Origin of the sequence: Photobacterium sp. OFAV2-7 (genome assembly GCF_022347985.1) — a bacterium.
In the GTDB taxonomy this organism is placed as follows: Bacteria; Pseudomonadota; Gammaproteobacteria; order Enterobacterales; family Vibrionaceae; genus Photobacterium.
Map to the genome: position 1 here is coordinate 1 of NZ_JAKRFQ010000007.1, position 22473 is coordinate 22473.

The 22473-nt window shown below is 52.6% G+C and carries 20 protein-coding genes; 10 read left to right on the plus strand and 10 right to left on the minus strand.

Annotated features, from left to right (window positions below; all coding sequences use genetic code 11):
• Nucleotides 1–659: 659 nt before the first annotated feature.
• Nucleotides 660–1325, minus strand: a complete 666-nt coding sequence (yihA, locus tag MHN01_RS01725; protein ID WP_239409758.1) for a ribosome biogenesis GTP-binding protein YihA/YsxC — start codon at nucleotides 1323–1325, stop codon at nucleotides 660–662.
• 158 nt (nucleotides 1326–1483) lie between these two features.
• On the opposite strand from yihA, the gene MHN01_RS01730 reads away from it, so the two are divergent.
• A complete protein-coding gene (locus MHN01_RS01730) occupies nucleotides 1484–2101 on the plus strand; it encodes a cytochrome c (protein ID WP_239409759.1) in 618 nt (205 codons plus the stop codon).
• 94 nt (nucleotides 2102–2195) lie between these two features.
• Here the strand turns inward: MHN01_RS01730 and MHN01_RS01735 are convergent, their stop codons facing one another.
• Entirely contained in the window at nucleotides 2196–2651 is a 456-nt protein-coding gene (locus tag MHN01_RS01735) for a hypothetical protein (protein ID WP_239409760.1), read from the minus strand.
• A 351-nt stretch (nucleotides 2652–3002) separates the two neighbouring features.
• Here MHN01_RS01735 and MHN01_RS01740 point away from each other — a divergent pair, with 351 nt between their 5' ends.
• The 4 genes from MHN01_RS01740 (at nucleotide 3003) to hemN (ending at nucleotide 6311) form a co-directional block, all read left to right on the plus strand.
• Nucleotides 3003–3644, plus strand: a complete 642-nt coding sequence (locus MHN01_RS01740) for a class I SAM-dependent methyltransferase (RefSeq protein ID WP_239409761.1) — start codon at nucleotides 3003–3005, stop codon at nucleotides 3642–3644.
• Nucleotides 3644–4210 carry a Der GTPase-activating protein YihI gene (gene yihI / locus MHN01_RS01745; RefSeq protein ID WP_239409762.1) on the plus strand — a complete coding sequence of 189 codons (567 nt, stop codon included), beginning with the start codon at nucleotides 3644–3646 and terminating at the stop codon, nucleotides 4208–4210. Before MHN01_RS01740 ends, yihI begins: the two co-directional genes overlap by 1 nt.
• A gap of 52 nt (nucleotides 4211–4262) precedes the next feature.
• A complete protein-coding gene (locus tag MHN01_RS01750) occupies nucleotides 4263–4733 on the plus strand; it encodes a DUF2489 domain-containing protein (RefSeq protein ID WP_370646394.1) in 471 nt (156 codons plus the stop codon).
• Nucleotides 4734–4937: 204 nt separating this feature from the next.
• Nucleotides 4938–6311: an oxygen-independent coproporphyrinogen III oxidase gene (gene hemN / locus MHN01_RS01755; protein ID WP_239409764.1), complete on the plus strand. Its 1374-nt coding sequence runs from the start codon at nucleotides 4938–4940 to the stop codon at nucleotides 6309–6311.
• Nucleotides 6312–6416: 105 nt separating this feature from the next.
• Here the strand turns inward: hemN and MHN01_RS24485 are convergent, their stop codons facing one another.
• The 6 genes from MHN01_RS24485 to glnA form a co-directional block, all read right to left on the minus strand.
• Complete coding sequence (locus MHN01_RS24485; protein WP_255724937.1) at nucleotides 6417–6545, minus strand: hypothetical protein; 129 nt, start codon at nucleotides 6543–6545, stop codon at nucleotides 6417–6419.
• Between the two features lie 325 nt (nucleotides 6546–6870).
• Complete coding sequence (locus tag MHN01_RS01760) at nucleotides 6871–9429, minus strand: EAL domain-containing protein (RefSeq protein WP_239409765.1); 2559 nt, start codon at nucleotides 9427–9429, stop codon at nucleotides 6871–6873.
• 182 nt (nucleotides 9430–9611) lie between these two features.
• Nucleotides 9612–11027 carry a nitrogen regulation protein NR(I) gene (gene glnG / locus MHN01_RS01765; RefSeq protein ID WP_239409766.1) on the minus strand — a complete coding sequence of 472 codons (1416 nt, stop codon included), beginning with the start codon at nucleotides 11025–11027 and terminating at the stop codon, nucleotides 9612–9614.
• Nucleotides 11028–11075: 48 nt separating this feature from the next.
• A complete protein-coding gene (gene glnL / locus MHN01_RS01770; RefSeq protein WP_370646390.1) occupies nucleotides 11076–12125 on the minus strand; it encodes a nitrogen regulation protein NR(II) in 1050 nt (349 codons plus the stop codon).
• A 122-nt stretch (nucleotides 12126–12247) separates the two neighbouring features.
• Nucleotides 12248–12802, minus strand: coding sequence for a DUF4124 domain-containing protein (locus MHN01_RS01775; protein WP_239409768.1), 555 nt, complete (start codon nucleotides 12800–12802; stop codon nucleotides 12248–12250).
• A 128-nt stretch (nucleotides 12803–12930) separates the two neighbouring features.
• On the minus strand, nucleotides 12931–14340 hold the full coding sequence (glnA, locus tag MHN01_RS01780) for a glutamate--ammonia ligase (RefSeq protein WP_239409769.1): 1410 nt from the start codon (nucleotides 14338–14340) through the stop codon (nucleotides 12931–12933).
• Nucleotides 14341–14878: 538 nt separating this feature from the next.
• On the opposite strand from glnA, the gene typA reads away from it, so the two are divergent.
• Both typA and MHN01_RS01790 read left to right on the plus strand, forming a co-directional pair.
• Nucleotides 14879–16708: a translational GTPase TypA gene (gene typA, locus MHN01_RS01785; protein WP_239409770.1), complete on the plus strand. Its 1830-nt coding sequence runs from the start codon at nucleotides 14879–14881 to the stop codon at nucleotides 16706–16708.
• 106 nt (nucleotides 16709–16814) lie between these two features.
• Nucleotides 16815–17345, plus strand: coding sequence for an AAA family ATPase (locus tag MHN01_RS01790; protein ID WP_239409771.1), 531 nt, complete (start codon nucleotides 16815–16817; stop codon nucleotides 17343–17345).
• On the opposite strand, the gene MHN01_RS01795 is transcribed toward MHN01_RS01790, so the two are convergent.
• Nucleotides 17342–17983, minus strand: coding sequence for a DUF2959 domain-containing protein (locus tag MHN01_RS01795; RefSeq protein ID WP_239409772.1), 642 nt, complete (start codon nucleotides 17981–17983; stop codon nucleotides 17342–17344). The two genes, MHN01_RS01790 and MHN01_RS01795, sit on opposite strands and share 4 nt — an antisense overlap.
• 101 nt (nucleotides 17984–18084) lie before the next feature.
• On the opposite strand from MHN01_RS01795, the gene MHN01_RS01800 reads away from it, so the two are divergent.
• Genes MHN01_RS01800 through MHN01_RS01810 form a run of 3 tightly spaced genes read left to right on the plus strand, consistent with a single transcriptional unit; the run spans nucleotide 18085 to nucleotide 20430 of the window.
• A complete protein-coding gene (locus MHN01_RS01800; protein WP_239409773.1) occupies nucleotides 18085–19026 on the plus strand; it encodes a virulence factor BrkB family protein in 942 nt (313 codons plus the stop codon).
• Nucleotides 19023–19460, plus strand: a complete 438-nt coding sequence (dtd, locus tag MHN01_RS01805) for a D-aminoacyl-tRNA deacylase (protein ID WP_239409774.1) — start codon at nucleotides 19023–19025, stop codon at nucleotides 19458–19460. The genes MHN01_RS01800 and dtd overlap by 4 nt, the downstream gene beginning before the upstream one ends.
• Before the next feature lie 49 nt (nucleotides 19461–19509).
• A complete protein-coding gene (locus tag MHN01_RS01810) occupies nucleotides 19510–20430 on the plus strand; it encodes a bifunctional GNAT family N-acetyltransferase/hotdog fold thioesterase (protein WP_239409775.1) in 921 nt (306 codons plus the stop codon).
• Here MHN01_RS01810 and MHN01_RS01815 read toward each other — a convergent pair.
• Nucleotides 20385–22355, minus strand: coding sequence for an AsmA family protein (locus MHN01_RS01815; protein WP_239409776.1), 1971 nt, complete (start codon nucleotides 22353–22355; stop codon nucleotides 20385–20387). The two genes, MHN01_RS01810 and MHN01_RS01815, sit on opposite strands and share 46 nt — an antisense overlap.
• Between the last annotated feature and the right edge of the window lie 118 nt (nucleotides 22356–22473).

Consider the following 22473-nt stretch of genomic DNA (forward strand, 5'->3'; position numbering starts at 1 on the left):
CCCAAAAATTCCCGCCTGCCGTTTTTTACCGCTTTGATTTCATGCTTTGCCTACTCATATCGCTATATTGCTCAATAAATATGCATTAGGTTGCTTATTTGCTTAATATCAATCTATTTTGACTGTGTGAGCTATTGCCTGAAAGAAATAAAGGTAAGCTGTAAGCACTTCTGATTTTAGAGTAATTACTTTAATTTTTGTCAATAGAGCGGTATAATCATGCATGCTTCTTGTTCATATTTGTTTTTGGTAGCGGGTCAATGTACCGGCTAGCCAACACATCCATGAAAATGCCACCCTCGATTTGGGGTGGCTTTTTTTTCGCCTTCTTATTCATAGAAATGTAATTAACTTCCATATGCACATGAGTGCTTTTGTGTTTTTACCTCTGTTAATTTTCGACAAAAAACAACTGAATGTGTTTTTGTCGCCAAACGGCTAAAAAACGGAGTTTAGGGCGAGAAAACGCGGGCGGGAAGCTGATAGATGTGATTAAAAAGCAGACAAAATCGGGATAAAAAACTTGCGTTGGTGAGGGAATTCATTGATCCTTTTAGGACAAAAATAAAAACCTCCTATTTCTCTCCCGTTGCCCCACCTGGAAGGTGGGGAATTTTTATGGCCCCGTCCATAGAGCCATACTCTCTCGCTTACGTCAGTTACTCGGCATCGTTGTCGGAAGCTGCTTCTTCCTGTTCCAGCAATGCTTGCTGACGTGCCAGCTCAGGGGCAAACCAGCTATCGAGCTTACGGCGAACCTGATCAACACCAATGCCTTTCAGGGAAGAGAATACCTCCACCTGCACATCACCACCGAAGCTGAGCGCAGTATTACGTACTGTCATGAGCTGCTTTTTACGGGCACCGCTTTTCAGTTTGTCGGCTTTGGTCAGCAATACCAGGACTGGCAACCGGCTTTCGACAGCCCAGCTGATCATTTGCTGATCGAGGTCTTTCATCGGATGGCGAATATCCATCAGCACCACCAGGCCCTGCAGGCATTCGCGCTTTTGCAGGTACTCCCCCAGGGATTTCTGCCATTTCAGCTTCATTTCCAGCGGAACCTGGGCGAAGCCATAGCCCGGCAGGTCAATCAGGTTGCAGCCGTCCACGACCTCGAACATGTTAATGAGCTGGGTACGCCCCGGTGTTTTGGAGGTACGTGCCAGGCTTTTCTGATCGGTGATGCGGTTCAGGGCACTTGACTTACCTGCATTGGAGCGGCCAGCAAATGCGATCTCAACGCCTGTGTCGTTTGGCAAGTGACGAATGTCCGGTGCACTTGTGATGAATCCTGTATTTCTATAGTTGAGAGGTTGATTCACTGTTAACTCCGTCAAGTCTTCATGTAGTCGACTGATTACTTTTATGTGAAATTGTGTAAAATGTACGAAAACCGTGCTTGGTTTGTGGTCGCATTGTATACCATGTAACTGAGCATTACCTGTGGTACTGGAAGCTCTATAATTATAAACGGAATGTCATGAAGAAATTAGCACTGATATTGACTCTTCTTGCCAGTTGCTCAGCCTGGGCCCAAGGAGATGTAGAAGCTGGAAAAGCGAAAGCCGCGACCTGTGCAGCCTGCCATGGTGCAGACGGTAACAGCATAATGGCACAATACCCGAAAATTGCCGGTCAGCACGCCGGTTATCTTGAAAAACAGCTCAAGGATTTCAAGCTAGCGATGACGACGGGTGGCAAGCAAGGCCGTAACGATCCGGTAATGGGCGGCATGGCGATGCCTCTGACCGAGCAGGATATGGCGGATCTGGCAGCATACTACGCAACCCTACCTATCTCTGACAACACAACACCTGAATCCTCGGTCGAAGTTGGCCAGCAGTTGTATCGTTTTGGTGATGCCGAGCGAGGTATTGCCGCGTGTACTGCTTGTCACGGCCCGCGTGGTAACGGTACCAGCCTGTCTGGCTTCCCTAAGATTTCTGGCCAGAATGCCGAATACGTAAAACTGCAGCTGGAGAAATTCCGTGCAGGCCAGCGTAGCAATGATTTGAATGCGATGATGCGTTCAGTAGCAGCAAAACTGTCTGATGACGAAATAACCGCCCTGTCACAGTACGTAGGTGGCTTACACTAAACAAACCGCAGCATTCCAGTATTGAGTAATCCAAAGGCAGCCTCGGCTGCCTTTTTTACTTTTTAGCAGCGGTAAAGGCTGCCGGGTTTGCAACTCAATGACAGCTGACACTGAAAAAACGCGGATAGCTGAGTAGCTTGTAAGAGATCTGCCATTCCTTGCTGACGATGATGATGAAAGTTTTTAGAGGAATAGCAACTAAGTTCTTATTCATCAATACCTTACTATTGTTGAAATAATATTCCAAAAAAATAACCGTCAGGGACAATCTTGTATCGGTGCTGAATCGGCGTAAAGTATGCGGTGTCGACAGGGAGAGCGGCAAGGGACAGGAAAGCGCCATAGACGGCATAGGCAGGTAGCCTGAAGGATTCACAGGACGTCTGGCCAGGAGGCCGGAAAGTTCGCATGATGCGTAGGGAACGTCAGGGTAGACACTTACGGAAAAGGCTTCATATAGAAGAATCTGGTGTGCGACGGAAAGCATGCCCACAAGGATGGTGAATTGGGTTGTCGGGACGGCAACGAGCTTTAAGGATAAGCCGATCATGGAATGGTCGACATGACAGGGAACAGTAGCAAGGAAGGTCAGAATTCATCAGGACGATGAAGAACAACCAATGTTGGCAGGGAAAGCACTAATAACAAAAGGACTGTTGTCAGACCGGGATGTTTACATACTGGTTAAGGACAGACTAGACAGGATAAAGCCAGCAATGGCGGCCCATAGAGCGACAGGTGATCACCTGTCGCTTTTTTCTTTTCAGTAACCCCCCACTTTGGCACGCCTGGTGCGAAAGTGCACATTTCTCGATCGAATCTGCTATTATACCCGGCTTCATTTTAAGCCAGCTTGCCATATGTGACGTGTCGCATGTTGGCTATTAGGAGACAGTTTTTCATGCAGCCCTGCCCGTTATGCCAAAGCCATTCGGCCGATACATTCCACCAGGACAAGCGCCGGGTGTACTTTCGCTGTCAGGAGTGTGCGCTGGTATTTGCTGATCCGGAGGCCTTGCTGGCACCGGACGATGAGAAGGCGGTCTACGACAAGCATGAAAACAACCCTGATGATCCAGGTTACCGGCGCTTTCTGGGTCGGCTTGCCGATCCGCTGGTCGAACGGCTGGGGGCGTCATCGTGTTCCGGGCTGGATTTTGGCAGTGGCCCGGGGCCGACTCTGTCCGTGATGCTCGCAGAGATGGGGTATAATATGGCTATATATGATCCGTATTTTGCCCATGATCCGACCGTGCTGGACCGGCAATATGACTTTGTTACCTGTACAGAGGCAATCGAACACTTTTATACGCCTGCAAAGGAATGGGGGCTGCTGACGGCGATGGTAAAACCTGGCGGATGGCTGGGGTTTATGACCAAGTTGGCAACAGATGCCGATGCCTTTGCGCATTGGCATTACAAGAACGACCCAACCCACGTGAGCTTTTTTAGCCGCGAGACTTTCCGTTACCTGGCAAAGCGCGATGGCCTGGAAGTCGAGTTTGTTGGAAATGATGTAATTTTGCTGAGGAAAACCCAGTAATGACCCGTAAGAAAAGAAGCCGTAAGCCAGGATCAGAAGGTCCTGCTGAATTTACAAAAAAATCAACAACTCAGATTGATTTGGAAGCCCGTAAACGCCAGAAAGACAAAAAGCGCAAGGGACTGAAGTCTGGTAGCCGCCACTCGGAAGCGCAGACGACGGATGCCAGAACGCTGGCGAAACGTAAAGACCCACGTCATGGTAGCAAGAAGCCGGTTCCGCTGATTGTAGAAGCCAAGAAACCAGCAACCAAGAAAGAGCGCCGCCTGAGTGCCGAGCAAGAGCTGGCGATGCTGGAGAATGATGCTCAGCTAATGGTGTTGTTGGATCGCATTGAAGCGGGTGAAAGCCTGGGTGCGGGCCTGCAGAAGCAAGTTGACCAGAAATTGGATCGTATTGAGCAGCTAATGAACCAGCTAGGTTTGCTGGAAGATGACGAACCGCAAACGGCTGATGATTTTGCTCCGGCTGCCAAAGTGTCTTCTGACGATGATCTGCTTGAGCAGTTTGAGAACGCAGACTTCGGTCTGTTCGAGGGCTCGGCTGAGAACTCGGACGAGAAGTAAGACAATCACTCTTTCTAAAAAACCGTTCGATAAGGAGTAACCCTTGCAGGATATGACGCTTTGGCTAGGACTGGCCGGCAGTGTGATCGCCGTACTGGCGGCATATGCTGGGTATTTGCTGTATAAACTTTATCGGCAAACGACACGCCACAAGGCTTTTATGGAGCGGGCTGAGCTTCACCAGGCTGAAAAGATCAAAGAGCGCAATACCAACATTATGGATAGCGTGTTCATTATCGCCGAGGCTGGCAAGCAGGATCAGTGCGATATGTCGGAAATCTCCATTCGTCTGTATAAGCTGATGGAAGTGCTGCAAGGTGAGCAGCAGGTTGATTTTGCCAACCAGTATCCGGCGATGAACGAGCTTTATCTGGTGGTTAAAGATATGCACCGTGGTGATGCCCGCAAGGCGTTGCAGAAGAAAGAACGTATGAAGCAGGACCTTCTGCGAATGAAGGCCGAAGCCCGACTGGGTGATGACATCAAGCGCGAGCTGGATGTTATTTTGGCCCTGAAGGCCTAGGTTACGCCTGCCTTTCATAGGATTGAAAGACCTCATCTATACTGAAGCTAACAGATGGGTGAGGTTTTTTGCTCGGTGCCAGGGAAGAATCTGAGCTAGTCATCATTTCAGTTAGCTGAAAAAAGTAAAACGTCTACATCTTTACCAAGTTATGGCACACTTGGCATTCGCAATTTACCCCAAGACCTTGAGTGGAAGTAAGTCATGTCACATGAGCAGATTATTTGGGATCAGGCACTGATAGAAAAATATAATTACTCAGGCCCCCGTTATACCTCATACCCGACCGCCCTCGAATTTCATGAGGCCTTTACGCCGGCGGAATTTGATATGGCGTGTGCGCAGTATCCGGAACGCAACCTTTCACTTTATGTCCATATCCCGTTTTGTCACAAGCTTTGCTATTACTGCGGCTGTAATAAGATTATTACCCGTCATCAGCACAAGGCCGACCAGTACCTGGATGCCCTGGAGCAGGAAATCCGCCAGCGGGCGGCGTTACTGGGTGAGCGTAATGTCAGCCAGCTGCACTGGGGCGGGGGTACCCCGACGTTTCTTACCAAGCCTCAGGTAAGCCGCCTGATGGGCTTGCTACGTGAGCTGTTTAACTTTGCGCCGGATGCCGAAATCAGTATCGAGGTGGATCCGCGCGAAATCGACCTTGATATGCTGGATCACCTGCGGGCAGAAGGGTTCAACCGATTGAGCATCGGGGTCCAGGACTTCAACAAGGAAGTGCAGAAGCTGGTTAACCGCGAGCAGGATGAAGAATTCATTTTTGCCATGGTAGAAAGGGCCAAAGAGCTGGGATTCCGCTCGACCAACCTAGACCTGATATATGGTCTGCCGAAACAGAACCGCGAGCTGTTTGCTAAAACCCTGGAGCAGGTACTGGCTATGAAGCCGGGTCGGTTGTCGATTTTCAACTATGCCCATATGCCGAAACTGTTTGCCGCCCAGCGCAAGATTAACGAGGCCGATTTACCGGCCGCGAAAGAGAAGCTGGCTATTTTGCAAGATACCATCGCGACCCTGACGGGCGTAGGTTACCAGTTTATCGGTATGGATCACTTTGCCTTGCCGGATGACGAGCTGGCCGTGGCGCAGCGTAACGGGATTTTGCATCGCAACTTCCAGGGCTATACCACCCAGGGCGATTGTGATTTGTTGGGACTGGGCGTGTCGGCTATCTCGATGATTGGTGACTGCTATGCCCAGAACCAGAAAGAGCTGAAAAAATACTATGCCAGCGTGAACGACAAGCGTGAGGCGCTGTGGAAAGGTGTCTCGCTCGATGACGACGACTTGCTGCGCCGTGAGGTGATCAAGGCGCTGATATGTAACTTCCAGCTGGACAAGCACGATATCGAGCAGCGTTTCGACCTCGATTTTGATACTTACTTTGCCGAAGATCTGGAGTTGCTGCAGACCTTTATCAACGATGAGCTGGTGACCGTGGACGAGCGTTATATCCAGGTGGAGCTGAAAGGCCGCTTGCTGATCCGCAATATTTGCATGTGTTTTGACAAATATCTTCGTGATCGGGCGCGCCAGCAGCAGTTCTCCCGTGTGATTTAATCCTCACCGGAACGGTTAATAACAAAAGCCCCCGTACTTTGGCTCTTGGCCTGGGTACGGGGGCTTTTGCGTATTACCGCCCCGGGACGGGAACGATATAACAGCTTAGCTGTTAAACATGTTGACGGCAGCTAACAAGGTCAGAATGCCCGCAGCAAAATGGCCCGAACCATTGGCTGCAAGTTCACTGACGGCAGGTATAGCCACACTGAATGAGAGAATACTTTCCAGCATGGTGGTTTGTCCCACAGTGTTTTTGTTGGTGTTATCGCGGATGGTATAAAGCAGCGTGCTGTTTTATCCCGCTCAAAAGCCATAAGGCGAGAGTCCGAGAGGACTAAGCAGGCACGGTTTGGCTTTGAAGTGGGCGTATTCTACGCAATATTGGCCAAAATGGAATTGTTTTTGCTCAATAAATGAGCGGAAATATCCATGTGGCCAATATTTCTTTCTAACTCTCTGATTAGCGGCTGGTTGCTTTCGCTCTGAGTGCATCTTTTTCGGGCTCTGGCATGAAGGCAAGCCAGTAAACGTAAAGAGGATACTCTAATCAGTATCGTTAGTGTTGATAATTGTCGATGTCGGCAGAAACTGGGGCGATGCTTATCCGAGCTGTTGACCATTCGCTGAGCGGCTGGGGTTTGGCGTAGTAAAAGCCCTGGGCATAGCGACAGCCGAGGGCTTTCAGCTGCCGGGTTTGCTCCTGGGTTTCGACGCCCTCGGCAACGATATCGGCATTAAAGTTCTCTGCCAGGGTAATGATCGCGGCGATAACCGGGGTGTAGTTGTTGCTCTCGGTCATCTGGTTGACGAAAGACCGATCGATTTTCAGGCTGTCAAACGGCAGCTGGGCAAGATAGGATAGCGAGGAATAGCCGGTCCCGAAGTCATCGATGGCAATATGGATACCGAGCTGGCGTAGCTGTTGCAGGGCCTCGGTGGCCTGTTGTGGCTGGCTGATCAGTCTGGACTCGGTGATTTCCAGTGTGAGGTTGGCTGCCCGTAATCCCGATTCTGCCAGGATAACTTCGACCTGCTCGACAAAGTCGGCCTGCAGCAACTGGCGAACCGACAAGTTAACGTGGAGCATAAAGGATTGCGGCCAATGCTGCTGGGCTATCATCTGGCTGGTTTGTTGACAGGCCAGGCGCAGGATTTGCTGGCCCATCTCGATGATCATCCCGTTCTCTTCCGCCAGCGGTATAAACTGATTCGGGGGAACCAGGCCCCGGGTCGGGCTGCGCCAGCGAACCAGTGCCTCGGCCCCGCAGGTTGTTTCACTGGCCAAATCAATCAGAGGCTGGAAATGCACTTCAAGCTCGTTGTGCTCGAGAGCCCGGTTGAGTTCGGCGGCCAGCCGGGTTTTTTCCAGCGAGGCCTCAAGCATTTGCGGCTCAAAATAGTGGACCGGTTTATCTTCCTGCATCTTAGCCTTGTTGAGTGCCAGACTGGCATTGCGCAGCCACTCGGCCATACCGGCTTGCGGCAGTATTCCCTGGACAGCGCCGATGCTCGCAGACACCATGACCTCGACACCATTGACGATGAATGGAAAAGAGAAAGGGCTCAGTAACTGGTGGGCGATTAGCTCTGCCTTGTCATGGGTATCGAGGCCGGGAATAAATACCGCGAACTCGTCCCGGCCGACTCGGCTCAGCAAGGCTCCCTGAGGCAAATCCCGCTCAAGGCGGCGGGCAATAAGTACCAGAAGCTGGTCGCCATTGAGGTGGCCGATACTGTCGTTGATATGGCTAAAGGCCTTCAGGCCAATGATCATCAGGGTGGCCTGCTGGTTGGCATGCGGGCTTGACGTTGCCTCGCTAATGCCTTCCCGGCTTAACAGCCCGGTCAGATTGTCGTAGAGGACCTGCTTGCGCAGCGAGTTAAACGAATGCTGAAGGCGGGAGGACATTGCCTGGAAGGCCTGGGCTAGCTGGTCGGTCTCGTGCAGCCTGAATCCCTGTCTGATATCCACACTCCAATTGTTCTCGGTGATTTTCTGCGAGGCTTTGGCAATGTCGGTGATCGGCTGAGTCAATCGGTTTAGCACCAGCAGGCCGACCATCAGTCCGAAACCGGCCAGCAGTATGGCCGCCAGTAATCCTGATTTCTGATGCTGCGGAAGCTGTCCCAGCAGCTCTGCCTCGGGCATGATAACGACGATTTTCCATTTGAGGCTGTATTCGTCCTGGTAAGGGGTTATCCGACTGAAATAGCGGGTGTTGTCGTGTTCGAACTCAAACTCTGTTCCCTGACTGGCAAGGGGAAGCTGGGTCTGTGCCATGAAGGCCTGGCTGGCGGCGATGAGAGAGTCGGGCTGCGGCAACTGGGTGGCGGGCTGCTCTGCCGGTGGCAGCGCCGAGCTGGCAATCAGGGTGCCCTCTTCGTTGATGATGTAGGTGCTTCCGGAAAAGTCTTTGCTTTCTCTTTGCAGGAACTTGTTGATGTAGTTGAGGTTTATATCTGTCACCATCACCCCGAGCAAGGTATGGTGGTTATCGTCAATCACCGGGCTGACTGCGGAAATGGTCAGCGATTGCGTTTCGTCCTGGTTGGTATATACCCCGGCCCACCCTGGACTGAGGCTGCGGGCAAAGGGCTCGTACCAGGGACGCCGGGTCGGGTCGTACTTGCTGATCCTGTGGGTGGTCGTGCCGAAATGTGTCGAACCGTTATAGATATGGAGTTCGTTGTCGGTACGCCGGTCCTTCAGGATTAATGAAAGCTGGTGCTGGTTCTTTTTGCGAAAGCCGACAAAATACTTGTCTTCACTGCCGAAGCCGATGGTGGTGATCTGGGGCTGGTGAATATACAGGGTCGAGATGGCGTCTTTCAGGTACGCTTCTAACCCCGTCAGCCGTGGCGGCTGGTATAGCTGGTGACGCTGGATACTATCGGCGATGGTCAGGTTGGTATTAAAAGGATCGCCAAGAAATACCCGCAAGTCGTTGCTGATGCTTCGGGTGTAGGAGCCCAGAAGCTTGCCGCTGACTTCGGACAGCATACGCTCGTAGCTGTTCTGCTGGGCGATGGCGATCACTCCGACAGTTAACAGCAATAATGAGGTAAACGGTACCATGACCGCTAAGCGCAATGTTAGCAGGCGAGACTTAAGCATTTTCTGTGATAGTAGATACGTCGTACTGTAATTCTTATCTTCTGATAGTCAGGTAAATTGGCAGAACTTGCAAACGATCTTTTCAGGAATGTTATATTCATGCCGCTAAACTGAGAGATCAGTCGATGGGGGCAGGCCTGCCAGGGCTTGCGCACCCCCATGCGGTGTTAATGAGCTGTCATTTAATCCGCCACGACATTGAGCTCTTTGAGTTTTCTGGTCAGGGTATTCCGTCCCCAGCCAAGCAGTCTTGCTGCTTCCTGTTTGTGGCCGTGGGTGTGCTCCAATGCCGTCTCGAGCAAGATTTTCTCAAACTCCGGCAGGGCCTCTCCCAATAGGTTCTGATTACCCTGCTGCAGGGTATCTTTGGCCCATTGCTCGAGCGCATGGTGCCAGTGTCCCTGGCCGTTTTGGGGTTCGGTGTGGGTATCGCTGGTGAGTAGCTCCGGCGGCAGGTCGGTCGGCAGAATCTCGTTGCCGCTGGCCATTACCGTCAGCCAGCGACAGGTATTTTCTAACTGACGGACGTTACCCGGCCAGTTCAGTTCGGTCAGGGTGGCTTCCGTGGTCGGGTGGAGGGTCTTCACCTCGACGCCAAGTTCATCGGAGGCACGCTGGAGAAAATGACGGGTCAACTGCGGGATATCCTGGCGGCGGTCTTTCAGCGCCGGCAGGTGGACCCGGATGACATTGAGACGGTGAAACAAGTCTTCCCGGAAGTCGCCGTTGGTCACAAGCCGTTCAAGGTCCTGGTGGGTGGCGGCGATGATCCGGACATCGACGTTAACCGGTGAGTGGCCGCCGACCCGATAAAACTGGCCGTCAGCCAGTACCCTTAGTAGGCGAGTCTGAATATCGAGCGGCATATCCCCTATTTCATCAAGAAACAGGGTGCCGCCGTTGGCTTGTTCGAAGCGCCCCTGGCGGACGCTGTTGGCACCGGTGAACGCCCCTTTCTCGTGACCGAACAATTCGGACTCAATCAAGTCTTTAGGGATGGCCGCCATGTTGAGGGCGATAAACTCTTTGTGGCTGCGTGGGCTATGTCGGTGCAGGGCGTGGGCCACCAGTTCTTTACCGGTCCCGGACTCTCCGTTGATCAGCACCGAAATGGATGAGCGTGACAGGCGACCGATAGCCCGGAAAACTTCCTGCATCGCCGGAGCCTCGCCGATGATCTCAGGGGCATTTTTCTCTTCCTGCTCCGGCTGTTGCTGGCGTTTTTGTTCCTGGCTATGGGTGACGGCACGCTCGACAAGGTTGACCGCCTCATCGATATCAAAGGGCTTGGGTAGGTATTCAAAAGCGCCTTCCTGGTAGGCATTGACTGCGGCATCCAGATCGGAATGCGCCGTCATGATGATTACGGGCAGCGCCGGGTAGTCCTGTTGCAGCGACTTGAGCAAGGTCAGCCCGTCCATCCCCGGCATCCGGATATCGGAGACCAGAACGTCAGGCACGCTGCGCTCCAGTGACTCGATGACACTGTCAGCGTTGGCAAAGGTTTCACACTTTAATCCGGCCGCGTTGAGGGTACGTTCCAGCACCCAGCGAATTGAGCTGTCATCATCGACAACCCAAATTAGTCCTTTGCTCATATCACGTCCTCTCTCGTTATCGTTCATCGGTAATGTGTCTGCTACCCATCATTTTATCGGTAGATAAATGGTGAACTTGGTATGGCCCGGCCAGCTGACAACTTCGATTTTTCCCTGGTGCTGATCAATCAGGTTCTGGGCAATGGACAGCCCCAGTCCGGTTCCCCCTTCCCGGCCCGTCACCATGGGGTAGAACAGGGTGTCCTGAATATCGCCAGGGATCCCCGGTCCGTCATCAATGATGTCGACCTTGGCGGCGATACGGTAGCGCTTGCCATGGATCAGGGTCTGGTGGGCAGTCCGGGTTTTCAGGGTAATGTTCCCGCCGCCGTGCTGCTGCAGGGCCTGGGCGGCATTGCTGACTATATTGAGTATGGCCTGTTCCAGCTGCTCCGGATCCATCGTGAAGTCCGGCAGGCTCGGATCGTAGTCACGGTGAAGCTGGATATTGCTGCCGCTGTCGATAGCGACCAGCTGGCGAACCTTTTCCAGTACCACGTGGATATTATCCACCTGGCGCGAGCCCGGTCGTTGCGGACCAAGCAGCCGGTCAACCAGGTTGCGTAACCTATCAGCCTGCTCGATGATCATCTGGGTATATTCGGTGTAACTGGGATCCGGCAGGGTTTTTTCCAGTAACTGGGCGGCGCCGCGCAGCCCGCCGAGCGGATTTTTGATCTCGTGGGCCAGCCCGCGTACCAGCTCTTTGGCGGCCTGTTGCTGGGCATGCTGGCTCAGCTCCTGGCTGATCCGTCGTTGCTGGTCAATCGGCTTGAGTTCAAGCAGGATCAGCAGCTCCTTTTGCCATGATAATGGGCTGGCATTGACCTCCAGGGTGTAGTGCCTGCCGTCAATAACAAAGGTGACGTCGCTGTCGGCCAGCCCCTGGCCGCTTTGCAGGGTGTCCTGGATCAGACCGAGGTCAAGCGAGGAATGCTGAAGCAACTCCGGGAAGCAAGTATTGTTGAGGCGACGCTTGCTGAACGACAGCAGCTGCTCTGCAGCCGGGTTGACGTAACGTATCGTCAACCCTTCGTCGAGCAGCAGTATCGCAGTAACCAAATTGTCCAGGATCAGAGGGGTAAAAGAGGCTGTCACGATTATCATCCTTGTATTGCCCGTTCACTTTGGTGCAGCGCACAAGTGATGCACCAACTTGGTGCAATCAAGTGTAGCCTGTCTAATCTACATCGTGAACCGAAAATCGCGTCAGCTCAGTGTTACTTGGGTGTTACCGCTGGTGACTGGGGCTGAAGCCGTGAAGCCCGATGTAGATAAACAGTGATTACTTCTGATAATGCAATAACCTTGCCGCTATTTAGAATCTGTACCTGCAAGGTGTGGCTGCCCCGGTCGATATTGCTCAGGTGCCAATTAAGGCGGGATTGCGGTGGTCCAGAGGATTCGCCGTCGAGTAACAGTTGGACGGTGTGGTGAGGGGCTAGTTTGTGGCTGGTGGTGGCTGCTATATCGATGATCCCCTGATTGTCACGAAGCGTCTGCTGGTCGTGCGGCGACAACAGCCGGATACTGATGGACGGGCCGGGCTGGTTGTCCTGCATATCGGCAGGGGCAGATGCGGTGTTTGACTGGAACTCGGTGGCGAGCGGGGCCGTCAGTTCAATGATATTGGCATTGGGGTCAGGGCGGTCGGAAAAGTGCGTGACTCCACGGTCATCTTCCCAGGTATATATCGGGGCGGCCTGCAGCCATGACGAATTAGTGAGCCCGGGCAGTAAGCAGATTGCCAGCAGTAAGTATGTCGCTTTCTTCATGAGTGAAAAGGGGGCTGATAGTCACTGAATGACTATGAGTGTTTCAACTGGAGGCGAGAGGGCAAGATCAAAAAGGCCTGCTTGTGAAGCAGGCCTAAAACTTAGCTGTTTAGCAATGTGCGAATTGCTTATACAGAGTAGTACAGTTCAAACTCAAGCGGGTGAGTTGTCATGTTAATCTTCTCTACGTCCTGAGACTTCAGACCGATGTAAGAGTCAATGAAGTCATCAGAGAACACGCCGCCCGCTGTCAGGAAGTCACGGTCTTCGCTCAGGCTCTGTAGCGCGCCCTGCAGAGACTCGGCAACTGTTGGGATTTCAGCCGCTTCTTCTGCCGGTAGGTCATACAGATCCTTGTCCATTGCTTCGCCTGGGTGGATCTTGTTCTGGATACCGTCAAGACCAGCCATTAGCATGGCTGCAAATGCCAGGTATGGGTTAGCTGCTGGGTCACCGAAGCGAACTTCGATACGACGTGCTTTCGGGCTAGGTACCACTGGGATACGGATAGAAGCAGAACGGTTACGTGCCGAGTAGGCCAGCATAACAGGCGCTTCGAAGCCTGGTCCCAGACGCTTGTACGAGTTCGTTGACGGGTTGGCAAAGGCGTTGATTGCACGTGCGTGCTTGATGATACCGCCGATGTAGTAAAGTGCAGTTTCAGACAGGCCGCCGTACTTGTCGCCGGCAAACAGGTTCTGACCGTCTTTCGCCAGTGACTGGTGAACGTGCATGCCTGAACCGTTATCACCTACAAGCGGCTTCGGCATGAAGGTTGCTGTTTTACCAAATGCGTGCGCAACGTTATGAACAACGTACTTGTAGATTTGGATTTCATCGGCTTTGGTGGTCAGGGTGTTGAAGCGGGTCGCGATTTCGTTCTGACCGGCAGTTGCCACTTCGTGGTGGTGTGCTTCAACAACAAGGCCCATTTCTTCCATGATCAGACACATGGCTGAACGGATGTCTTGTGATGAGTCAACAGGTGCAACAGGGAAGTAACCACCCTTAACACCCGGACGGTGACCCTTGTTACCGCCTTCAAAGTCAGAACCTGTGTTCCAGGCCGCTTCCACGTCGTCAATCTTGAAGAAAGAACCAGACATGTCTGTGGCAAACTTCACGTCGTCAAACAGGAAGAACTCTGGCTCAGGACCGATAAGTACGGTGTCAGCGATGCCTGTTGCACGCATATATTCTTCAGCACGCTTGGCAATAGAGCGTGGGTCACGGTCGTAGCCTTGCATAGTTGCAGGCTCAAGGATGTCACAGCGGACGTTCAGGGTTGCATCTTCAGTAAACGGGTCCAATACCGCGCTTGATGCGTCCGGCATCATAACCATGTCTGATTCGTTGATACCTTTCCAGCCAGCAACCGAAGAACCATCGAACATTTTGCCTTCTTCGAAGAAATCAGCATCGATCTGGTGAGCTGGGATAGAGATGTGCTGCTCTTTACCTTTGGTGTCGGTAAAGCGTAGGTCAACAAACTTAACTTCGTTTTCCTGGATCAGCGCTAGTACGTTTTCTACTGACATCTTGAGTAACCTCCGGTGTTAGATTGGGCAACTGGCCGCAAAAATAAGTGATGAACAGTTATGTTGTTCAGCTGAAATTATCTTTGCGAGAACCGTGCCAACTTTTAAAAGCCCCAAAATCGCCCATTTAGCGCAGGTTGGGGCCCAATAATTCCATTAAGTTGCACTGTTTTGGTGAATCCGTGCACCAGTTTGGTGCAGTGGTGCGTCAATTCACAATCTTGGTGCGTCTCTACTATTAGCCGATGGCGATATATTGTCAAACGAAAGACTGCATAATTACGCCGAAATAGTGGGTGAAATGCGAGTTGCCAAGGCTAACGATATGGCTGCAAAGGGGAAAAGTTCATCGGCATTTGACAGAAATCGGAAGGGGAATTCCTTACTGGAATGTGGCCTGGCGGACTTAATTAAAAAAGCTGGTGATATAAATCACATATTTCGTGGGTTTTGGCGTAAAATCTGTTAGATTATGAGCCGTTTTTTTAACCAAGTAGCACCATAGGGTCGCTGCATGTTCTGAGTGAATGTGAAATCCATGTCTAATCCACAGATCGATAAACTAAGAAATATCGCAATTATTGCGCACGTTGACCACGGTAAAACCACCCTGGTTGATAAGCTGCTTCAGCAGTCTGGTACGTTAGAGTCTCGCGGTGAAGCTGAAGAGCGCGTAATGGATTCCAACGATATCGAAAAAGAGCGTGGTATCACCATTCTTGCCAAGAACACAGCGATTAACTGGAATGATTACCGCATCAACATCGTTGATACCCCGGGACACGCCGACTTCGGTGGCGAAGTTGAGCGTATCATGTCGATGGTAGACTCTGTGCTTCTGATCGTTGATGCCGTTGACGGTCCGATGCCGCAAACCCGTTTCGTTACCCAGAAAGCGTTTGCCCACGGCCTGAAGCCAATCGTTGTAATTAACAAGATTGACCGCCCAGGTGCTCGCCCTGAGTGGGTAATGGATCAGGTGTTTGACCTGTTCGACAACCTGGGTGCAACTGACGAGCAGCTGGATTTCCAGGTTGTTTACGCATCAGCACTGAACGGTTGGGCGACCCAGGAAGAGGGTGTGACTGGCGAAAACATGGAACCGCTGTTCCAGGCTATCGTTGATAATGTTGAGGCTCCGGCTGTTGATGTTGAGGGTGCACTGCAGATGCAGGTGTCTCAGCTAGACTACAGCTCTTACGTAGGTGTTATCGGTGTTGCGCGTGTAACGCGTGGTTCTGTGGCCCCTAACCAGCAGGTCACTGTGATTGGCGCTGATGGTAAGAAGCGTAACGGCAAAGTCGGTACCGTGCTTGGCTACCTGGGCCTTGAGCGTCACGAAGTGGAAAAAGCAACGGCGGGTGATATTGTTGCGATCACCGGTCTGGGCGAGCTGAAAATCTCTGACACTATCTGTGACGTTAATACTGTTGAAGCACTTCCTGCTCTGTCTGTTGATGAGCCAACAGTAACTATGACTTTCCAGGTGAACACCTCTCCGTTCGCAGGTAAAGAAGGTAAGTTTGTTACATCTCGTAACATCCTTGAGCGTCTGCAGAAAGAACTGGTACACAACGTTGCCCTGCGTGTTGAAGAAACGGAAGACCCGGATAAATTCCGCGTTTCAGGCCGTGGTGAGCTTCACCTGTCTATCCTGATTGAAAATATGCGCCGTGAGGGCTTCGAGCTGGCTGTATCGCGTCCTGAAGTAATCATCAAAGAAGAAGATGGTCAGTTAATGGAACCGTTCGAAGTTGTAACTATCGACGTGCTGGAAGAGCACCAGGGCGGTATCATGGAGAACATCGGCCTTCGTAAAGGTGAGCTGACTGATATGGCACCGGATGGCAAGGGCCGTGTTCGCATGGACTTCATGATGCCTTCTCGTGGCCTTATCGGTTTCCAGACTGAGTTCATGACGCTGACATCAGGTTCTGGTCTGCTTTACCATACTTATGATCACTATGGTCCGCACAAAGGTGGTGAAATCGGCCAGCGTAACAACGGTGTGCTGATCTCGAACGCAACGGGTAAGGCGCTGACTTACGCCCTGTTTAACCTGCAGGAGCGTGGCCGTCTGTTTGCCGAGCACGCGGATGAAGTTTACGAAGGTCAAATCATCGGTATTCACAACCGTTCTAACGACTTGACTGTTAACTGCCTGAAGGGCAAGCAGCTGACTAACGTCCGTGCTTCTGGTACTGATGATGCGCAGGTACTGACACCGGCAATCAAGTACACGCTTGAGCAGGCACTTGAGTTCATTGATGATGATGAGCTGGTAGAAGTAACGCCTGAGAACATTCGTATCCGTAAGAAGCTACTGACGGAAACGGATCGTAAACGTGCGAGCCGTGCTGCAAAATAACCAGCAAGCGTTACCTATAACGCCTTGCCGTTAACCCATCCCCCCATCGGTGCTACCATGGGGGGATTGTTGTATCTGAGCCCTATAAAATCAAAAGAATACCTTTATGCAGCCTATTATTATTACTGGTGGCCCGGGTGCCGGGAAAACCACGTTGTTGAATGCGATGGAAAAGAAAGGCTACCTGGTATTTCCGGAAGCATCCCGAGCGCTGATCCAGCAGCAGTCGCAGCTTGAAGGCGGCGTGCTGCCCTGGACGGATTTGCCTGCTTTTGCACAGCTGTGCCTGGAGATGATGACCGAGCAGCGCAATCTGGCGGGCAAAGGCACGATACCGGCAATGGTTGATCGGGCTGTCGGTGATATTTGCGCCTACCTGACCATTGGTGGCGAGCCGGTGGCCGATCACTATCTTGAGGCGGCAAAAGGCTATTACCCGACTGTGTTTTGCTGTGCCCCGAACCGTGACATTTATGTGCAGGACGAGGAGCGCCCGCATAGCTTTGCCGAGGCGGAGCAGATCCACCGTCAGCTGGTTGAGACGTATTTGGCGCTGGGTTATCGCGTCGAGGGTGTGCCCTGGGGCAGCGTTGAGGAGCGGGCCTGCTGGGTGCAGACCCGGTTAAGGCAAGGCTAGGCTTTTTTCAACTGGGCGATAAAGCGCTCAGATTCGGCGATGGCTGCCTGCATATCGGAAATCGCGCGCTGGATGTCGCGCTGTAGCGAGTCGAACTCGCCCTGCAGGGAGCCGATAGCGGCGGGATTGAGGTTATGCTTCAGGTACAGGGTATTGTCACGCAGCGTATTGAGTACCGGGGCCATCTTTTGTTCTGCCCGGTGCATGGCACCCAGCATCTGGCGGTATGATGCTTTGGTGCTGCTTAGCTTTTTCTCACTTTCGCGCTTGAGGTTGCTACTGGTATAGAGCGACAGTTCATCCTGCCATTCGTCAAACAGGGCATCGGCGACATCTTCGATGGCGGCAATGCGGCTGCTGACCTTCTCGGCCGCATCAGAGCTGGCTTCGTATTGATCGTTGATGGTGTTGTAGGCCGCTTCCAGCTCGCCGCCGTCGAACTGATTCAGGGTCTTGAGAGCGTCAAGGGCACTGGTGAACTGCTGTTGGGCATCCTGTTGGGCTTCCGTTGCCTCCTCGACTCTGTCGACCATGATCTCACGCTTATGAACGCCGACGGTTTCCATGGCAGAATAATAGGCGCTCTGGCACCCGGACAGCAGAGTAAGGCTGAGCATTGCAATAAGCAAGTAAGGCATAACAGGCTCCTAATCAGTTGGTATGGCTAGCGGTTACAGAGTTGCCAGCGCCAACTGAACCAACTATTTTGACTATTAAAAACAGATAAATAAAACAGAATATGGCTGACAAAAAGATAACTGGCAAGTGGAAATGGCGACGGCCTTTGTTTCTCGGTATCGCCTATCTGAAATACCTTAATCGGCGAATTGGCCATGATCGGCTGACGGTGGCGGCAGGGTCGATGGCCTATGTGACCTTGCTGTCGCTGGTGCCGTTGCTGACTGTGGTGCTGTCTGCGCTGTCGAGCTTTCCGGTGTTTGCCGGTCTGGGCGAGGTGCTGCAAAACTTTGTGATCGAAAATTTTGTGCCGGCAGCCGGTGAAGTGGTCAAGCAATACCTTAATGAGTTCGTTGCCAACGCCGGCAAGATGACGGCGGTGGGGGTGGCGGCATTGTTCGTGGTGGCCTTGATGCTGATTTCGTCCATCGATAAGTCGCTTAACTATATCTGGCGGGTGCATGAAAAGCGCCGGCCGGTGATTTCGTTCTCTATTTATTGGATGGTCTTGACCCTGGGGCCGATCCTGGTCGGTACCAGTATTGCGGTGAGCTCCTATCTCGGCTCGCTCAACTTGCTTGACAGCGAAGCCGTTAGCGGAGTCTTTCAGCAGGCATTGCGCGGACTGCCGGTGATTATGTCCAGCTGCGCGTTTCTGGGTCTTTACTTACTGGTGCCGAATACCAAGGTACGGTTTAACCACGCGCTGATCGGAGCCCTTATTGCCAGTATGCTGTTCGAGCTGAGCAAAAAAGGCTTTGCCCTCTATATCACCAATTTCCCTTCCTATCAGGTGATTTACGGGGCGCTGGCAGTGATCCCGATTTTGTTTGTCTGGGTCTACCTGTGCTGGTGTATCGTGTTGCTGGGGGCGGAAATTACCGCCAGTCTGGGAGAACGTGTACACTGGCAGCCGACTGCAAAGAAAGATATGCCACCGCAAGTCCCGGCGGCCTCTCAGCCAAATGAAGAAAAAAGTGAACTCAAGGAGCCAAAAGAATGATTGCGCTTATTCAACGTGTAAGTGAAGCCAGTGTGACTGTCGAGGGACAGGTGACCGGTACGATAGGCAAGGGCCTGCTGGTACTGCTGGGCGTAGAGAAAGGAGACGATGAAGCAAAAGCGCAACGTTTACGTGATAAGGTGCTCGGTTACCGTGTTTTTGAAGATGATGCCGGTAAAATGAATCTGAATGTACAGCAGGCTGGCGGCAGCGTGCTGGTTGTATCCCAGTTTACCCTGGCAGCCGATACCAAGAGCGGTATGCGCCCGAGCTTTTCTGCCGGGGCGACACCGGCTGATGCGGAACGTCTGTACGATTATTTTGTCGAAAGCTGTAAGGCCAAAGAGATCAAGACCGAAACCGGTATTTTTGCTGCCGACATGAAAGTGGCGCTGCTGAACGATGGCCCGGTGACGTTCTGGCTTCAGGTATAGATATAGATCACACGAATAACCGCTCAAGGAATGTTTGGAGAAGGATTGCATGTTTCGATTGATCACCCCGCAAACAGAGGATGAACTGGCAAAGTACTATGATTTTCGCTGGCGAATGCTGCGTGAGCCGTGGCACATGCCGGTTGGTTCGGAGCGAGATGCCTATGACGAGCTAGGATGCCACCGGATGATCGTCAGCGACAGCGGCGAGGCGATTGCGATCGGCCGCTTGTATATGACGCCGGACAATGATGGCCAGATCCGTTTTATGGCCGTGCATCCGAAATATCGGCACAAGGGAATGGGCGCATTGGTGCTGATGGCGCTGGAGTCGCTGGCGCGTCAGGAAGGAGCCAAGCGGTTGGTCTGTAATGCCCGTGAGGATGCCATTCCGTTTTACCTGCGTAATGACTTTGCCAGCCAGGGTGAGCTGAGCGAAGAGCGGGGGCCGGTGAGGCATCAGCAGATGCTGAAGCACCTCAAGCCTCTGAACGAGGTGGTGCGTCACCCTGACTGGTGTCAGGAGCTTCAGGAGCTGTGGCAGTACCAGATCCCTATCAGTGAAAAGATGGGCGTCAAAATCAGCCAGTATACCGGTTATCGTTTCGAGGTTAGTGCCCTGATTAATGCCAATCTGAACCCGAACGAGAGCATGTTTGCCGGCAGTATCTTTACCATGGCAACGCTGTCTGGCTGGGGCTTTGTCTGGATGCTGCTGAAAGAGCGCAAGCTGGCTGCCGATATTGTGCTAGCTGATAGCCATATCCGCTATGTGGCCCCGGTCAAGGAGCGTCCGCGTGCAGTGACCTCGGTCGAGAGCCTGTGTGGTGATCTGGACCGATTGGCCAGCGGCCGGAAAGGCCGGGTGGTCGTCGAAGTCAACGTGTACAGTGGCGAACAGCTAGCTTCAACCTTTACCGGTACCTATATGCTGTTGCCGTCGCAAGGGGACAGTGATAGCTGTTGCTGATCGCCGTGCCAGTCCCGGCTGAGCACCTTGCATCCCTGCGTAGCCTGAAGTTGGATCAATTGCTTGTCCGGCTGGGCCAGATCCCAGTGACCCTGCAAGGTGGCGGCGAAGTCCTCGCCTTTTAGAACCACAGGCTCGACGGTGATCCGCCCCCGGTCGGCAGTGACTGACAGGGAGGAGGCAGTCAGCGGACTATGCTCTTCAGTCGGGGGCTGATTTGATGCCAAGACATTGCGTTGACTCCATTGTTGCCAGAGCTGGGCGGTTGTCTGTGTGTCGAGCTGTAGCTGGCGCAGCTCCCCGTTGAGTTCCCCGTCAAGACTATAGGCCAATCCGGTAGCATGCTGGGCCAGCCCGGTGGCGTTGAGGCTGATATCCATAGCTCCGTTGACCGGTAGAGGAAGCAGGAGCCATTTCGGCAAGATACTGGCAGGCATGCTGTCGGCAGACAGTGCAAGTTGCCACGGCTGGCCTTCGCGGTGAAGATCCAGGCTTGCTTCGGCCTCCAGCAATCCGTTACGAAACGGGATCAGCAGTTTTGTCAGCTGCCAGTGACCTGCCTGACTGTCCATTTCTATCAAGGGCTCGACCATAGTAATGCTGTTGATGCTGGCAAAGCCGGCACTGGCATGCAGCTTGCCCTGCCATAGCCCCGCCTTTCCCCTTCGCTTGAGCACCAGATCGTGACCGCTAGCATTGATCCCTGATAGCTGGAAGGGAAGCTGAGAGTGGGGAGCGGTAAGCTGGGCATAGCCGATATCAAGGCTTGTCAGGCTGATATTGTCGAAGTAGCGGCTGTGTGCTGTTAGCTCAGTAAGCCACTGCTCGGGGAGAAACCACCTGATGCTATTGATGGTTAGCTGGTTAAGTGCCAGCGTGTCTGGGGTGATAGTCCCGTCAGTTTGGACATAACCGTCGAGGAGTCTGGCTGACATGCCTTCCATGTTGATTTGCTGCGGAGAAAAGGTCAGCTCGGCCAGTGGGTCGTCGAGAACGGTATTTTTCCAGCGCACAGTGCTGGCACCCAAAGAAAGAAAAGCGTCGTGCTGCTGCCATGGGCTGGCCGGCCAATGCCAGTTATGCAGCGATAGGTTGCCGTTGTTGATGGTGTAGTCTGCCAGCTCAATACTGCTGTCGAGAATATCGAGCCGTCGAATATCGATGGTGGTAGACGGCGAGATTAACTGCTCAAATCGTGATTTAAGGGTGTCGATTTGCGCGCCATCCTGGAGCTGCAAACCGGATACGGTTAGCTGGTGCAGTGCCAGTGAGCTGGTATCTGCCTTAGACTGATATTCAGCCTGCCCGCTGAAGCTGGCCTGATGCCAGCCAAAGGAAAAGCCGTGCATTTTCCAACTCTGATCGCTGCGTGTTCCGTCAAGCAATACATTCTTCAATACCACCTGTTGCCAGCGAGCCTGCGTAGCCGACAGCTGGATGTCTCCGCTGAAGTTTCCCCATGAATGCGGCAGGCTGTGCCAGTTGTCCAGTTGTAGCTGGCCTTCTTTCAAGGTCAGTTCAGGGGTGATGAGCTCGATGTCGGTGAGCGCCAGACGGTTGGCACGGATTGCTGGCAAGTTGGGTAGCGGTGTTTCCGGCGACAGGCGAAGTCCTGCAACCAAAATTGAATCAAACGCCCAGCCGGGAGATAACAGCTCGGTGGGGGTGAGCCACAGATCCAATTGTTCGGCGTGAAAAGAAGGTTCCTGTCCCAGACTGAATTTGGGTTGCTCTATCGTTAGGCGCCAGGGCTCGGTAATGGTGTAGTGAATGTGGCGTGCGTCGAAAGCATAGGGGCTGAAGGTATTGATGCCGTAGCGGATAATTGCCGTTGTGTACTGGGTGTGCAGCAGGGTAAGCATTATCGTCAGGACAAGCAGCAACAAGACGATAAAGGTAGCAATAAGTTTCCCGACTAGACGCATTGAACCCTCCTATGGTTACGCTCAGATTGACGGAAAAATGCGCGTACTGCAAGTCGGAGCCGCTTGTTTATATCAGTAATTTTCAGGTGGTTACTTTAGTCCAGATAAAAAACAAGCC